17 protein-coding genes are annotated in these 16,449 nt (G+C 39.3%); 1 reads left to right on the top strand and 16 read right to left on the bottom strand.

Annotation, left to right across the window (positions count from 1 at the left end):
- Window positions 1-9: 9 nt before the first annotated feature.
- The 9 genes from PROCOU_RS07340 to PROCOU_RS07305 form a co-directional block, all read right to left on the bottom strand.
- On the bottom strand, window positions 10-549 hold the full coding sequence (locus PROCOU_RS07340; RefSeq protein ID WP_244266261.1) for a sugar transferase: 540 nt from the start codon (window positions 547-549) through the stop codon (window positions 10-12).
- Window positions 550-627: 78 nt separating this feature from the next.
- A complete protein-coding gene (locus PROCOU_RS07335; RefSeq protein ID WP_311772348.1) occupies window positions 628-1,956 on the bottom strand; it encodes a UDP-glucose dehydrogenase family protein in 1,329 nt (442 codons plus the stop codon).
- 9 nt (window positions 1,957-1,965) lie between these two features.
- Complete coding sequence (locus tag PROCOU_RS07330; RefSeq protein WP_243832112.1) at window positions 1,966-2,733, bottom strand: glycosyltransferase family 2 protein; 768 nt, start codon at window positions 2,731-2,733, stop codon at window positions 1,966-1,968.
- Entirely contained in the window at window positions 2,699-3,013 is a 315-nt protein-coding gene (locus tag PROCOU_RS16520; protein WP_051994276.1) for a hypothetical protein, read from the bottom strand. Before PROCOU_RS16520 ends, PROCOU_RS07330 begins: the two co-directional genes overlap by 35 nt.
- A 10-nt stretch (window positions 3,014-3,023) precedes the next feature.
- Window positions 3,024-3,599 (bottom strand): hypothetical protein, encoded by a 576-nt coding sequence (locus tag PROCOU_RS07325; RefSeq protein WP_051994275.1) that lies wholly within the window; start codon window positions 3,597-3,599, stop codon window positions 3,024-3,026.
- Entirely contained in the window at window positions 3,587-4,984 is a 1,398-nt protein-coding gene (locus PROCOU_RS07320) for an O-antigen ligase family protein (protein ID WP_036071008.1), read from the bottom strand. The genes PROCOU_RS07325 and PROCOU_RS07320 overlap by 13 nt, the downstream gene beginning before the upstream one ends.
- Before the next feature lie 16 nt (window positions 4,985-5,000).
- Complete coding sequence (locus PROCOU_RS07315; RefSeq protein ID WP_051994274.1) at window positions 5,001-5,690, bottom strand: tyrosine-protein kinase family protein; 690 nt, start codon at window positions 5,688-5,690, stop codon at window positions 5,001-5,003.
- A complete protein-coding gene (locus PROCOU_RS07310) occupies window positions 5,687-6,358 on the bottom strand; it encodes a YveK family protein (protein WP_036071006.1) in 672 nt (223 codons plus the stop codon). Before PROCOU_RS07310 ends, PROCOU_RS07315 begins: the two co-directional genes overlap by 4 nt.
- Window positions 6,339-7,121, bottom strand: a complete 783-nt coding sequence (locus tag PROCOU_RS07305; RefSeq protein ID WP_159101198.1) for a glycosyltransferase — start codon at window positions 7,119-7,121, stop codon at window positions 6,339-6,341. The genes PROCOU_RS07310 and PROCOU_RS07305 overlap by 20 nt, the downstream gene beginning before the upstream one ends.
- Window positions 7,122-7,850: 729 nt before the next feature.
- On the opposite strand from PROCOU_RS07305, the gene PROCOU_RS07300 reads away from it, so the two are divergent.
- Window positions 7,851-9,320: an AcpB/EbpR/MafR family transcriptional regulator gene (locus tag PROCOU_RS07300; RefSeq protein WP_036071004.1), complete on the top strand. Its 1,470-nt coding sequence runs from the start codon at window positions 7,851-7,853 to the stop codon at window positions 9,318-9,320.
- 48 nt (window positions 9,321-9,368) lie between these two features.
- Here the strand turns inward: PROCOU_RS07300 and PROCOU_RS07295 are convergent, their stop codons facing one another.
- The 7 genes from PROCOU_RS07295 to PROCOU_RS16510 form a co-directional block, all read right to left on the bottom strand.
- Window positions 9,369-9,776, bottom strand: a complete 408-nt coding sequence (locus tag PROCOU_RS07295; protein WP_036071002.1) for a SpaA isopeptide-forming pilin-related protein — start codon at window positions 9,774-9,776, stop codon at window positions 9,369-9,371.
- A gap of 37 nt (window positions 9,777-9,813) precedes the next feature.
- The gene (locus PROCOU_RS07290; RefSeq protein ID WP_036070999.1) at window positions 9,814-10,269 is read right to left on the bottom strand and encodes an MSCRAMM family protein; all 456 of its coding nucleotides are present in this window, start codon (window positions 10,267-10,269) and stop codon (window positions 9,814-9,816) included.
- A gap of 1 nt (window position 10,270) precedes the next feature.
- Entirely contained in the window at window positions 10,271-11,467 is a 1,197-nt protein-coding gene (locus tag PROCOU_RS07285) for a hypothetical protein (protein ID WP_036070996.1), read from the bottom strand.
- A 1-nt stretch (window position 11,468) separates the two neighbouring features.
- The gene (locus tag PROCOU_RS07280; protein ID WP_036070992.1) at window positions 11,469-11,717 is read right to left on the bottom strand and encodes a hypothetical protein; all 249 of its coding nucleotides are present in this window, start codon (window positions 11,715-11,717) and stop codon (window positions 11,469-11,471) included.
- Window positions 11,718-12,007: 290 nt separating this feature from the next.
- On the bottom strand, window positions 12,008-12,643 hold the full coding sequence (locus PROCOU_RS07275; protein ID WP_036070989.1) for a hypothetical protein: 636 nt from the start codon (window positions 12,641-12,643) through the stop codon (window positions 12,008-12,010).
- Between the two features lie 15 nt (window positions 12,644-12,658).
- On the bottom strand, window positions 12,659-13,300 hold the full coding sequence (locus PROCOU_RS07270; RefSeq protein ID WP_036070986.1) for a hypothetical protein: 642 nt from the start codon (window positions 13,298-13,300) through the stop codon (window positions 12,659-12,661).
- A gap of 51 nt (window positions 13,301-13,351) precedes the next feature.
- On the bottom strand, window positions 13,352-16,369 hold the full coding sequence (locus PROCOU_RS16510) for an immunoglobulin-like domain-containing protein (protein WP_051994271.1): 3,018 nt from the start codon (window positions 16,367-16,369) through the stop codon (window positions 13,352-13,354).
- Between the last annotated feature and the right edge of the window lie 80 nt (window positions 16,370-16,449).

The following is a 16,449-nucleotide window of genomic DNA, read 5'->3' as shown; positions in this document are numbered from 1 at the left end:
CATACTGTTTTAAAAAAAAATAACAATGTCTAGTAACGCCGTCTGTTTTTCAATATATTCTAAATCCAGACGAATTTTTTCTCCGTTGTTAATATCGCTCCTGCCATTAATCTGTGCCCAACCAGTAATGCCTGGCTTCACCATCAAGCGCTGTTTCTGCTTTTCCGAATAACAAGATGTAATTGGTACAATCTCTGGACGTGGACCGATAAGCGACATATTACCAACTAACACATTCACAAATTGCGGCAACTCATCAATACTATACTTCCGAATAAAACTCCCAACCTGTGTCACACGCGTATCTTGCTCCCCTGTATCTTTAAAAACAAACGTATCCGGAACACCATTCTCCCAAGTGTACTCACCAGTTGGTCTACTCGTTACCCGCTCTGTCATCGACCTGAATTTATAAATCACAAACGGTGTATCATTTTCCCCGCTACGCTCTTGCTTAAAAATAATTGTTCCGCCGTCTTCTAACTTAATTGCAATGGCAACTATTAAAAAAAATAGGCGAAAGGAGCACAATTGCGATGAAAGATCCAATAATATCCACTATCCGTTTACTGCTATAGTAACCAGTCCTTACTAGCTTACTCATCAGCATAATCGTTTACGCCTCCTTTATTTCAATAGTTCCAGTTGTTCATCCTGCACTTCTGGACGCCCGATCGATACATAATGTACATCGCCCATCTCTTCAATATCAAAGCAATTCCTACCATCATAAATATGGGCACGACGCATTTTTTCGCTAAAATCACGCGACGTTAAAGCCTTGATTTCCTGCCATTCCGTAAAAATAAAACAAATTTCTGCATCGGTAATACCAGTTAGCGCTGATTCTGCATACGTCACACTATCGCTCAGTAACAACTTCGCATTTTCCATTCCAACTGGATCATATACCGTCACATCTGCACCAGCCTTCACAAGCTCTATCACATTCCAAATCCCTGGCGATTCACGCAAATCATCCGTATTCGGCTTGAACGTCAACCCCAATACAGCAACTTTTCTACCCGCCAAACTCCCAAAATCAGTATTTACCTGATGTAATAATTTGTAAATTTGAGCCTGATTCACATCTATCGCCGCTTTTACAGTGCGCATCTCATAGCCCACATCTTCTGCGAGCCGATACAGCGCCTTCGTGTCTTTCGGAAAACAAGAGCCACCGTAACCAATACCTGCATTCAAAAACGCCTTGCCAATACGCCGATCAAATCCCATACCTCTTGTTACACCATCAATGTTCGCACCTAACTTTTCACACAGATTCGCAATATCATTAATAAATGAAAGCTTTAGTGCCAAAAAATCATTCGATGCATACTTTATCATTTCCGCACTGGCTAAATCCGTCACAACAAACGGTTGATGGAAGCCAGCGTATACATCACGCATTCGCTGTTCTGCTCGCCCAGTCTCAACTCCAAGCACAATCCGTGAGCCTTCTAGCGTATCCTTTACTGCCGTACCTTGTGATAAAAACTCTGGAGCAGATACAATCTCTAATTGTTCTTCCGCAGTTCGACGCTCATTGATATAATCGATAACCCGCCGATTCGTCCCCACTGGAACCGTTGATTTCATCACAATCAGCGTATTTTCTTGCGCATAAGTAGCAATATCTTCTGCCACCTCATAAATAAACCGCAAGTTCGCCGATCCATCCAACTCCTCAGGCGTCCCAACACAAATAAAAATAACATCCGCTTGCTGATAGGCTGCCTTCATATCTGTTGTAAAACGTAGCGTGCCTCTCTCCACATTACGCTTTATCAATTCTTCCAATCCTGGCTCATAAATTGGCGAAACACCCTTATTTAATTGCGCAATTTTCGTTTCGCTAATATCAGCACATAAAACGTTTTTCCCCGTTTGCGCTAGACTCGCTCCCGTCACTAATCCAACATAGCCAACGCCTGCCATCACTATCTTCTCCATCATTTCACATCCCTAAAAAATTCTCTTTTTGACTGCATTCGTCATATACCCAATCATGCAATATGAGGCGTGTAAAGGCCGTAGCCCCACTTCTTCGCGATACATACGCCAATTCGCACCCACCATTTTCCACTTGTTGCTCGATAGCGATCCTGAAACAACACGATAATAAGCCAGTACAGTCGGTATTCCATAGGCCACATGCCCCTCTCTCAAAATTCCCAACCACGTCGCTGTATCTTGCCGCGACCGAAGTTTTGGCATCCGAACATCACCAACAATATGCCGATCCAACATCACCGTGAGGCATCCAATGATCGTATTCCGAAGCAACTTTTGATATGTCATCTCCTCAGGAACCTGAATAACTTTCTTCAAAACACCCGCTTCATCCACAATCTGGTAAGCTGTAAAAGTAAATCCAACATCTTTCTTCTTCATATAAGCTACCTGCTCTTGTAACTTATCTGTCGCCCAAAAATCATCACTATCCAAAAAAGCAATATATTGACCGCTCGCCATCGAGATACCTTTATTTCTAGCCACAGCAGCTCCTTCGTTCCCAGCAGAATCGACCGTCGAAATCCTCACATCTTGTTTAGCGCAGTTAGCCACAATCTTCTTACTAGCATCTGTCGAACCATCGTCAATAACAATCAGTTCCCAAAACTGATACGTCTGCCCTATCACACTATCTATCGCCTCTTGAATATGCGCTTCACCGTTATAACAAGGCATAATCACACTAACTAGGCCATTTTTCCACCGCTTTGTGCCCACGAGTCGACCTCCTCCCCAACTCTTTTAACGTATTTTTCGTACGCTCTGCCTGCCCATCCTGATTCACATGATAAACCGAGTTATAGAAATATTCCGAATCATACATATATAACCCAGACTTCCCTATCACATTAAAATACCGATTTAAAAATGCCTCTAGTTCTTCGAAAAATGGATCCACCTCATATATTTCAAAATATAGCGTATCCGGATATGTGAGATACAAATCAATACCATGTAACGCGCAGTACTTTTTTAAAGCCAACAAATTTTCTGTCACCGTATTTTCTTCAAATGTCGAAAACTGAAGCGGTATTTTTTTTATGTTTGGGCAATTCACTGCCACGAATATTTCGGTAAGCCCCAGACGGACTCATGTCAAACGACTTCTCCTCAAAACGCCTGTTCAACACAAAGTTTTTCATCAAATAATACGCGCGTTGTCCCCAAGTAAATCGGCATAACTGCTTCCGATCGTACATCCGAAAATATTCATACGCAAAAACATCATATAGCGGCCGGTGATACAATCCATATGCTAGCGATAGCACCAACGTATCGCCACTTTTCAAACATAATTTTGCTTGATCAATAATAAATCCCGCACCAAAACCAATATTGGAACCCAAGTTAACCGCCGGAATCTCCAAATGTTTACTTAAAAAGTCGGTATCAAAGCTGTATAAAACCTCGCTACCACCAGCAATCACAATCTTATTTCCCACAATGTTATTTGCATACGTCTGCTTTTTCGCCAGCATCTCCTGCAAAACCTCAATTCGTCGCGACTGATAAAATCGGCTATATAGGCTAATTACTATACAGACTAGTAACACAAACCCAGTCAGCCCAATTAAAAATCCCATTCACCATCTCTCCTCCAAAAAGCCTGATTACTAACTATCGCCAGTGCAATCCCTAACGAAATCCATAAAAAACGAATCTCGATAATCGTGCTAATACCAACTGATGCGCTTAAAAATTCAGCAATCATTAACACTGGAATGACGGCAAAAAAACCGTATTTCATGTGAATGAAAAGATATTTCAAACTTAAAATAAGCACCACCACAATCACTGCGAATATAAAGAATGACCATAGGCCAATATTCCCAACAGACTCTAAAATAAAATTATGCGGTGCACGATACGCATTATCCATCGTCCCATGACCCATAATCGAATTGTTCAACTCAATCGGAACATTCCCAACACCAACACCTAAAAAATGCGACTCGTTAATAATCTGCAATGTTTTTTGATACATCATCAAGCGCTCATTCGTTGACCCACCTTTTTCTGTAAAGGCAGAGATTACATCCGTGAATAAACTGCTATTCTCCGCCCCTAGATGCAACACATTCACCGACACAATCGCTAGCAACCCCATGACCGAAGCAATCACACCCCAAACCCTAAACCAAAGAATTAAAAGCAGAACCACCTCGATAATCCAAATTACCATCGAAACCCGTGAATACGTATTGATAACTAAAAAACCACTTAACCCTACAACTGCAAAGATAAATACATACTTCACACGCCACTTCCACGTATGAATGCCCCACACAACCAATGGCAAAAACATTACCAAAAATGCGCCAAAATCATTGTAATTATATTGCAACCCTGCCGGTCGGTATTTATGTCGTTCTTGCGTGTACTCCAACACATTCCCCGAAAGGCTCATATGCCACCCTGTTAGCACTTCAATCAAGCCAATAACAAGACAAAAGCCATATACCGCACTAATAAAATAAGTAAGTACCATCAAATTCTTTTTCGAACGCACATGATAAAGCGTAATTAAAATCAAATACCCCGCCTCAAAAACAAAATACAGATAGCGAAACGTCGCACTAATATAATTTGCCCAAAGCATCGACGCCACATTCCCAAACAACCAACACACAACTAGAACCACAATCACTTTTTCTATTCTGCTATAGCCTAGCCGATTCCGTGACACCTTCCACAGAAATAACGGAACATGCAGTAATAATAAAATTCGAAAAAGAAAAATACTATTATTCCCTGGTAACCCCAAATAAGAACCGAAAAACGATGTCACAACAATCCCAATCCACAGCGCGTATTCTATCTTATTAAAATCAAGCATGAATACGAGTACAAGTAGCAAAACACAAATCGCCATGATAATGCCGATACCACTTAATAGACTTGCTACACTGCCAAAACAAAGCAACAACATGCAAATAATTAATTTCCAACTTTCCTTCATTACACCCATTCCACGCGCTTCTCTCCTAATAATAACTGTACGTCGCCATCTCTCTTTTGCTAAGTTTCTTGTCGTTGTATATCGCACCTAAAAATTTATCTTGCTTTGCCTCAATCAAATCAATAGCTCGACAAATATCTGCTTTTTTCGTGTAAGCCGCTTTAATCACCAAAATCACGCCATCACTCGCCGCACCAATCGTTCGCGAATCAGATATTAATAAAATCGGTGGTGTATCAAATAAAATAAGGTCATACGCTTCACGAACACACGCTATAAATGTTTGAAAATGCTCGGAGTTCAATAATTTTGTCGGTGCTGGCGGCAACGGTCCAACCGGCAAAAAGTATAGGTTTTCAAGCCCCGTCTCCTGCACAGCTTCCTGGTAATCAACCACACCTGTTAAAACCGAACTAAATCCTGGTTTATTCACTTGCTGAAACGACTTACTCAATCGTGGATTATGCATATCCGCATCAATAATTAACACCCGTTTTCCTTGCATCGCATAAACAGCTGCCAAATTCATTGACGTAAATGTCTTTCCTTCACCTTTATGCGCCGAAGTCACCGTAATAATCTGCGCCTTATTATTAGAAAACTGAATACTAGACTGAATCGAGTTTAGCTTTTCGAAAAAAACCGATCTCACTTCCGTGCCAGGCAACTTTTCCCATACCAACATATTTTCATGACTCTTCCTCAAAGCACTCAATCCTTATTCCTCCTTTTATGAATATGTGGCACATCTCCAAGGACTACAACGCCCATATCGATTAACTGCTCCTCTTTCGTAACAATCGTATCAAGTAGAATCGCGATAATTAGAAAACTGATACTTAATATAATGCCAATGATAACAGTAATAATATACTTACTCACATTCGAAATCGCCGTCCCATACTCGCCTGAAGTAATTATCGTTACTTTCGTACCTTTCACCAGCGCTTTTAATTCCTTCGACGCGTATTTCGCAATAGCATTCACAACAAGCGCGCTTTCCTCTGGGTTTTCCGACTTATAACTGATGCTGTAAACGAGCGATTTCTCATCCACATTTACGGCTGTTTTTTTCTGGATTTCCTCAAAACTTTCCACCGATTTCGTTTCTTTCACTACATTTTTCAGCACTTTCGGACTTTGAATCAATTTTGCGTACGTATCCGTCAATCCTTGCGTCATAAGTAATGATTCATACGTTTGTGATGCCACCCCGTCTGCATTTACTGTAACAAAAAGCTGTACATTTGACGTGTATTGTTTCGGTATAAAGTAAGAATACAAAATAAAAACCGTTGCCAATAAAACAATTGGAATCGCAATAATCCAAATTATATTCTTTTTAGCAACACTCCAAATATCTTTAAAACTTAATGTGTGCATCTATAAGCACCTTTCCTCTTTTATTTTTCCCATCGTCTGATATAACCCAAGTAGCTTTTTTTTCTTCATGATCCCAGTTATAAACCTCTTCAAAATAATGGCGCCCACTATTTCCCATTCTAGCGACAAGCTCTGGCTGGTGTAATAATCGCGTCACGACATCCCCAACTTCCTCCACATTCAAAGGATTCACGCAAACACCTGCTTCTGTTTCATCGATTAATTCCTGCCAATCAGGAAAATTAGAAGCAACAATAGCCACATTGGCGGCCATGTATTCATACAACTTCGTTGCGAGTGAATTCAAGTAATTAGGCAACGGATGAAGTAAGCATAGACCAATATCTGCTGCATAAAGTTCCTCCCACATAGCATCATATGGAATCGTTCCCTTCCAGAAAATTTGATTCTGTAACTCATTTTCAAGTATAAATTGCGTCATTTGAGTCACTAATTCAGAATCCATCGAGCCTATTAAAACAAGCTCAAAATCTGTACCCCAATATTGTTTAATATATTTCGCTAACTGTAACATTTCCATCAAGCCACGAGCTTTTGTAATGTCACCAATGTAAACTAATTTCTTCAAACCTCTCGTTATTGATTGACTAGGCAGTTGATATGTTGGAAAATTATATGTATCAATCTTGGGGCAATCAAGAAATTCATAGTCAGCTTTGTATGATCGTTCTGCAAATATAACAGCATCCATTTGCCTTAATAGCTTGCGCTCAAGATTTCGAATCATTCTAGAAAGCGGCATTCTCATTCCCCGCCAAATCCAAGGTTTCGATTGAACAGCTTTAGGGAAGTTTTCATACATATCGTATATAAAAATAGCATCTTTTTTTTTGCCCCCTCACTAACCACGCCACTAAAAGCAGTTCAGGATCATTAAAGTGAAAATAGCTCGCTTTCGAATTCACCGCAGCTCGGTAAATTCTCCACCAGTTTAACGGTCTGAAATAACGTTTTCGCTTCGGCAAAATCCTCAGTTGCATATTGGCAAGCTCGCTAGTACTATTTTCACCTTGCTCAATTGCAGTCAACTCGACCTTGTAACCACCCTGAACTAAAGAACTCGCCGTTTTATGATATAACCTAGTCCCATTCCAATTATGGACACTGCTACATAAAAATACCTTATCTCCATTCATATTTACACACTCGAATTCTATAGATTTTTTGTAATTAAAATATTTCCATGGCTTCGTAACTTACATGAGTCAGTTTAATATAGTCTATAATTTTAATCCGTTCAAAAATAACACATTAAAATGCATTTTTTTGACAAAGAAGGCCTTCATCATTTGAAAACAGGCTATCTAAAAGCTTTTATAAGTCTATACATATTTCAAATTGTCATATAACACCTATAATTTTTGAAAAACATATAGTAATATACTATACGTTATCCACATGCAAATGGTTTCAAAATAACTACAGAGCCATTTCAATCGATGACCAACTATCAGAAAAGGGGGAACTTATCATGAAAAACTGCCTATCCAAGCAACATCTGCGCCATCTTAAAATCATCAACTTGTTGTACTCAAATAAAAATATGACACTCGACAAAATAAGTTTTACACTAGGATTTAACAGTCGAACACTACGAAAAGACATCGAGCAAATAAACGATTATGCAGCCCCAGCCGAGATTTTGTCATCCAAAACTGGTTTTTACACGTATATCCCAATGAATTACAATATTGATTATTTGTACGCTGCTATTTTACGTGATAGTACGGAATTTTCTCTCATCGAAGAAATTTTCTTTAATGAAAATCACTCTATTGATTCACTATCTGAAAAATTATTCATCAGTAGCTCCACACTGCGAAGAACAATCTCTTATCTAAACAAAACGCTGAAGAAAAAGAAAATCAAAATAAGCTCACAGCCTCTAATCCTAACGGGTAGCGAACCTGAGATTTGCAACCTGATTATTCATGTCATGGAAGAAAAATACGGCATCGCCAATATCCCCTTTCCTAAAATACAAGTAGGCGCGCTTGATAAAATTCTCACTTGGGTTGCTAAAACAAACGAGCAACGACTCGATTTTTGTGAACTGAATCGGCTCCGACTTTGGATAATGGTCATCCTTACACGCGTCAGAAATGGGCATATCCAAGCAAAAGACGCCAAATTTCCAGAAGGCATAGATACGTCGCTCTTAAAAAACAAAGTATTGACTGGACTTTTTAAATCCGTGTTCAAAATTGAATTAACAGAGCAAGTTGCCTACAGTTTATTTGGCATATTCATCAATACCAAATTCGCATTTAACTATGAACACTTAGAAAAGTTAGTTGCCAGCGATGACGCCGTAAAAGTTTCCGTAGAAAAAAACAGCCAGTTACTTGATACTTTATCCAATCGACTAGACATTCCTATCGAGAATAAAGAACATATTCTGATTAATATTTATAATACGGTTGCACTTTCTACTAATTTGTCCAGCGAAAACTATATTCTTTATAACTCCAACCAAGCTCTAGTAAATCGGATTACCAATCAACACCCTTATTTCACTGATATTCTGAACGAGGCTCTCAAGAAAATTTTTGGAACTACTGGGTACAACACACATAGGCGGGACACGCTTACTTACATCTTACTGACCCATTGGCGCAACCTCGCTATCCATTTACAACAAGGGACACCTACTGTCAGCGTTGGCATACTTCTAGATACTGATATCGAGCACATGGAACTCATTAAAGATGAACTACATGTTCGATTTGATAACAAATTCAACGTATCTATCGCCGAGGAATTCACCTTACCTGCTTTCAAGAAAAACGCTTCGATGTACGATATCATAGTAACCAATATTCCAGGCCTTTCTTTCAAAAATGATACAATGGTCGTCTGTATTTCCATGTTTCCTACACCACTAGATATTAAAAATTTACAAAATTGCTATGATAAACTAACAAGCTCCTCGGACAACTAAAAAAGAGAACCAATCCGTTTTTGCTAGCAARGAATTGGTTCTTAATGCTTATTTTCGTGATTTCATATATATTCGGACTCCTAGCGCAGATACTATCGTTCCGAATAATAACACCCATGGCGACGTCTGATCACCTGTTACTGGTAATTCTGGCTGTTTATTTGGCTTCTCCGGCTGGTTTAGTTCTAGTCGCTCGTTTAATTTTGTCAGTTCGATTGTTTGATTAGCATTCGACCGATTAATTTCAAACGCCACTTCCTTCTCATCTAAAACATATCCTTCCAGCGCTTTAACTTCCTTAAAAAAATACTTACCCCATGCCAAATTTTCAACCTTGATTTGTCCATTTTCATCGGTTATTAGCCGATCTTTAATGATTTTTCCTTTATCATCAAATAGTTGAAATGCTACGCTTGGCAGAGCCTCTTTTGTTTCGCTATCTCTTTTTGTTAGCACAACCGAACCTTTGCTTCGACTATTCTCAACGATGACTTTAATTGCCTCGGTTTCTCCACTGATGACCTCGATATCTTTTTTTTACTTTTTCTAATACGTATCCTTCAGGAGAAGCAACTTCCTCCAAAGTGTAATGCCCAGGAGTCAGGTTTTCAAAGCGTAACTCACCATCTGAATTTGTTTTCCCAGATTTGGTTCCCTGATTGGATGTAAGTGTAAACTTGGCACCCGCCAGCTTCTCTTTTGTTTCTGCATCTATTTTTTCGACTTGGATAGAACCTACATCATTCCGCGTATTTTTGAAAAGCAACTCTGTTATTTCTGAGTTATTAGCTTCAATACTAATCCGCTTTGGCGTTGTGTCTAAAACATATCCTTCAGGTGCCACAGTTTCCACTACTGTGTATTCTCCTGGCTCAATATCTTTAAACAGTAATTCTCCCGCCTCATTTGTTATTCCTTCACGAATTGCATCGCCAGCTTTATTCAACACTTTAAATGTTGCCCCAGCTAAAAAATTTACTACTATCCTCTTGGTCCACTTTTCGAATCAACAAGCCATTGCTGACACGTTTTGTTGTGACCGTATTAGAGTCATATTGCTTATCATCTAGCTTAATTTCACTTTTGTTCGTTACCGTTTCACCAACAGGCAGGTTCTTTGCATCTACTTTAAACGTCACTTCACCTTTTTCGCCTAGTGCAATGTCTTTTTTGGCGGTGAATATCATCGTTTGCCCAGCAAGTGTCACATCAAATAAATCCGTACCTGCCAACATATTTCGATATTGCAAACGATTATCTAGCGTATCTGTAAAAACTTGTCCCGCCTTAATCGTACCAGTAATCGACCTCAGCGTTAGCGTGTAAATAAGCGTGTTATCATCGCCGATTAATAGCTTCTTGTCCACTGATTTCGTTAACACTTTGTTAAAGTTTGTATTACTATCCGGACGCACTAAAACACTTGCCGAAATATCCTCAACATTTGTGCTTTGCATTGTCGCCGTATTCTTATAAATCTCTTTATTCGTATCCATATTCACACGATATTCAATCAACAAACAATCGGTCTTCGTCAGATTTTTAAAATTAACTTCAAGTCGTTGCGTCGCCTCATCAAACAAAATAGCATCTCGATACTGACTCGTAACATACTTGCGCGAACCATCTGCCGCAATTTTTACAATTCTAATCCCTTTCACTGCAGCAAAGTCGCTGGCTTCAATGTTAGGCGTGGTAACTGGAGTTTGCTCCACCGACAAACCGTCCGGAATCTGATCTGTCACCGTCACATCACCTAATTCAAAATCACCATATGCATTCACTGCCAAATGAAAAATATTATACCTAGAATCACGTTCATCTAAAATACCAATGCCATTCGAATCGACTGCTGATTTCCACCACTTCTCAAAAGGAGTTGGTTTACCACCTTCACTGGCTTCCACACGTAACGTTTGGGAATCTGATTTACCGTTATACGTTACTTCAAATGTTTGCTCAGGGCTAATTTCTGTCCCCGGTCGCAGTAACGGTGCTTGAAATGACAGTTGGAAAGAAGCCGACCAAGCACCACCCTCATTATAGCTCGCGTCAGGCTTTACATACACCGCAATACTATTCGGATCGTCACTTGCCGGATTTTCCACATGATCAAACGTAAAAGCATCAGAATGAATATTTGACAAATCACCTGACGAAAAAAATCTCTCGCGGAATTATCACTTTAACCAAACCATTCTCATCTACAATCGTGTTCGCATCGGCACTAAGCGTGACTTTCATATTCACTTGACCATTACTAATAATCGGATCATCGTACACTTCTAAATCAATATCAAAATTCCCTGCATCCACACTCGCCTGTCCTGCAACACCTGGAAGCATAACACTGCCACAAATAGCTAAAACTAACAGCATACTAATTAATCTCTTCATCTCGTACTTACCTCTCCTTAACAAATGATGCCACGGCTTAACAAAAAAATAATTGGAGCCAGAATTGGTAAATAGCTTTGCAAATCAAATATATAAACGTTTCTAACGCTATTTTCATGATTCATATAACTTTTCCAAAGTATCTAGGCAACAAATTTTTCTATAAACCCTTGCATCATAAATATCAAATTTCCTAGATTCATTGTTTTCACTCTCTTATTTTTCATAATGAAAGTCGATAAGACGGATTTCCTTCATCTTATCGACTTTCTGCTGACCTATAAAACTAGTTATTTCACAATTGCTTCTGTCTCATTTGTTGTATAATCACCTGATAATGAGCCGAATATCGGGTCTTCAATAATATCCCATGGCGAAGAAGCAAAGGCTAATGTGCTAGAGAACTGATAGCCTGATGGCGCGTTATCAATCGGAATATTAGGATATTTCTTCAGAATTTTACCAAAATCAAGCACGACATCCGCTTTATATTTCCCTTGAATAACGAAAAAGGATTTTGGGAACTCAACCACGATACGATCAGAAAAAACTTTCAAATCGCTTGGTGTGATTTTTTTCGTGCCGCTCGGTGTTGAAATTTCACCTGTGATGGCTCCTAAAAATTCGTCTTGTAGCACGACATACTTGAATTCATCTGGAATTTTAATCAATAAATTCGCATTATCAAAATCAACAAATCCTAGGCTCTTACCTTCGTAATGTAGCGTTACTCTACCAGAATTGTTCACACCTGGAATATATTTAGCAAGTGAGCCTTCCAAAGAACTTTCTGCCAAAATATGCAACGTGTATGGTGAAATTCCTGTGTTTACTTCCTGTGCTGATGCAGTCACACCATCCATTTGTAATGCGCTTAATCCTACCATTGCTGCTAAACCTACTGCTAAAATCTTACGTTTATTCATTCTCTTCACACTCCCTTATTTTCTAATCGCTGCTGTTTCTTCTGTTACCCATTTACCTTCTTTTGAGCCAATTAAGTTGAAATCAATCATCGCATCTTCTGAAAGCACTGCTGCAAAAGAGTAACCAGATGGATTATCATCGATTGGAATATTTGGATATTTATCTAAAATCGAACCGTAATCAATCGAAAGATCCGCACTAAATTTAGAACCGATAAGGTAGCTAGCCCTTGGGTTTTTTAGGATAATTCTGTCTGCGTAAATTGTAATATCCCCTGCCGTGTACTCATGTGTTGCCGAGCCCAGTCCTGTTGGATATGTGATACTACCCTTAATTGCTCGTTTGAATTCATCTTGTAACGCAACATATTTAAATTCGTCTGGGATTTTCACAATCAAGTTAGATTTATCAAACAAACCAACGCTGACAATCGATTTTGCCGTATAATGTGTAGCGATATTACCTGATTTAGGTACTCCTTTGATGTACGGTGTCAATCTCCCTTCTAACTCACCGCTCGCTAGCAAACTCAATCCGTAAGTTCCAATCTCGCTACGTTGTGTTGTGTTTTCCTGTGCCATAACATCTCCTGGCTGTGCTACAAATAATGAACCTGCTATTGCTAATGTGCCTAATCCTACTACATATTTATTCATTCTGCTCCTCTTTCCTAATCCCCTAGTGGACTCTGTTTATTTTCTCTAAAATTATTTTGTTATGCTCACTGCTGTTCGTTTAATCTCGAAGCCTAATTTTGAATATGATACGACCTCTACTTTATCTCTATCCTTTACATAACCAAGCGCATATACTGCATATTTGCCATCTTGTACAAACGCATGATTTACTACTTTACCATTGACAACTAAATCGACTTTATGCGCTCCACCTGTTGCTGTTCCTGTGATAAGCTCGTCACCAATTTTATAAGGCTTCGCAGTTATCTCTGCTCCGTCCATAAGATATTTAACGTTTACAGTAACTTCTTTCAGTAATACACCTTCTTCATTGTAACCACTAACGGACACTTTATCTGTCTCACTCATGATTAACCCTTGTGCATAAAGTGCATACTGACCATTTTTGGTATTTGTTTGATTTACAATTTTGCCGTTGACCTTAAGTTTTACTTGCTTAATATCATTGCTCGCAGTACCAATAATATTCTCATCAAGCGTCATAATAAAGTCACTTGCAGTCAGTGCGGTTTGCGATTTAACGATGTTTACTTTCACCTCTGCAATAACATTATCGCTTCTGTCCAAGCCTTTAATCACCACATTATCTGTAAAATTAGTGATGTATTGGCGGGCGTAAATTTTGTAGCTTCCTTTTCCAGCGTTATTCGTCGATGTAGTCATGTAGTCATGACCGTTCACGAAAACTTTTACTTTCACGATATCTTGTGAGTGAGTACCTGTAATGTATTCATCGTGGCGATCAAAATCGTAATCATTGGCTGTTAACTTTGTCTCGATTTTCTTAATCACGACATCTGTTTTTGCGACTACTTTACCAGACGCATCAAGTCCGTAAATTTCGACTTTCTGATTAGGATCGGTGATGAATTCAGCAGCCCATATTGTATAGTTTTCGCCATTTGTAGCCGTCGTATTTTTAACCACACCATCTACAACAAGTTGGACTTTTTTAATGTTGGATGAGTTAGTTCCAGTGATGTAATCGTCGAACATTTCGTATTCGTCTGCTGTCAAAAGATATTCTTCTTTTGGAATCACAGTGACTTTGATAGTTTTTGTTGTCGTGTTGCCATCAGAATCCGTCACTGCATACTCTACCTCATAAATACCTGGCACATTTGGATTGACCTCATTTTTCAGGATTTTGATGTCTTTCGTTAAGTCTCCATCCTCGGCATCATTTGCTGTCACGCCTTCTTTTGGATCAAACTTATCGCCTACTTCAATCGTTTTATCTTCTGCATTGATGACTGGCTTTTCGTCTGATTTAACGGTCACCTTAATCGTTTTCGTTGTTGTGTTGCCATCAGAATCGGTCACCGAATACTCCACTTCATAAATGCCTGGCACACTTGGATTGACCTCATTTTTTAATATCTTGATGTCCTTCGTTAGATCTCCATCTTCAGCGTCGTGAGCTGTTACACCTTCTAACGGATCAAACCTATCGCCTACTTTGATGGTTTTGTCTTCTGCATTGATAACTGGCTTCTCATCCGATTTCACAGTCACTTTAATCGTTTTCGTCGTTGTGTTACCATCAGAATCAGTCACCGAGTACTCCACTTCATAAATGCCTGGTACATTTGGATTGACCTCATTTTTCAGTATCTTGATATCTTTCGTTAGGTCTCCATCCTCGGCGTCATGCGCCGTTACGCCTTCTAATGGATCAAACACATCTCCTACTTTGATGGTTTTATCCTCAGCGTAAATGATTGGTTTTTCATTTGAGCTAGCCTCGCCGCTTCCGCTAATTCTTCCGTAATTCAACATCTGGAATTTCGCTTCCAAGTCAGCATCTGTAGATTCGGTATTTTTGGAGCTTGAGCCATCTATCGTTGTTGTCATCCGATTTTTCTCCCAAGCATTGTCAGCTTCTCGATTGTACTCGCCACCAGTCTTCGTCCAAGTCATCACCGTAGCATCTTTAATCGCAAACATCGTATTTTTGGTAGCATAAAAAAGCGGGCTGTGCGATTTTTTATTTTTGATATCATATGCTTTGGGATTATCCAATGTGATACGTGAACCATCAGCTGCTCTAATGACACCTTTCATGCTATTTCCTGTGACTACAAAAGCTGCTTCTGGATGAACCTTAATCACACTAGCTTCCTGTAAATCAATGGCTGGGTATTCACCACCACCGCGACTTGTAAGTGCTACTTTCGCATCTTTATGCACAGTCATTGTCGGTGTCGAATAATACGCTCCTCTTGCCGCAAAGCCGATTGCTGTTCCTGACGCATCAATACTCAGTTCCGCAGATTCTTCCACATCAATATCGTATACTTTACCATCAAAAGCTGGATAGTAGTATAAACCCTCTGTGTCTTTCGGTGCAATCGCGATATTCACATTAGCACCTGATTCTATACTGACTTTTCCAATGGCCTTTCCCTCTACGTAATCGCCATCAAAACTAAAAGCAGCACGCTTAGCACCGTCCGCAGCTATACCATCATAGTCACTATTTTCTTTGAAGATAACGTGGCGAACACTCGCATTTTCGTACAACGTCTTCACAGTATTTTTACTTGCAAAACTAACTGTTCCGTTCGATACCTTCGCAAGCTTAGAACCATTGTAATCCATCTCTTGAAAAACAACATCCCAACCTCGATTAGCTTCGATAAACTTGTAGTCTGCCGCACGCATACCAAGCGCTTTCATATTTTCAACTTTCAATGTGCGATTTTCATCTGCATAGTTCTCTTTCGCGCGAATGGCATATTGTTGCGCATCGATGATAATACCTTTATCCGCATTTCCATTGATTGTCACATTGCGCCAATTCATCTGAATGTCTTCTGAAAACACAATATCTGCTTCAATGCTAATACTTTCCACAGTTGCATCTTGCAAAGCCTTCTTCAATTCAGCGAATGTATTTACTTTTACATTTTCAGCCAAAGGTTGGCTTATCGTATTTTTCGAAACAGCCTCGGCATTAGGAATACTGATTTGCATCTGACTCGCAATAACTAGAGTAATCAGCATTACTTTTAACATTGACTTCATAGTAAAAAGCTATTCCTCCCCTCAAACATAATTTTCTTTCTATACTTATGTTTCACGACACAAATTAGCTATTACAGGCA

The sequence above is a fragment of the Listeria rocourtiae FSL F6-920 genome, assembly GCF_000525975.1.
Classification (GTDB): Bacteria; Bacillota; Bacilli; order Lactobacillales; family Listeriaceae; genus Listeria_A; species Listeria_A rocourtiae.
This window is presented reverse-complemented; position numbering and strand designations above follow the sequence as displayed.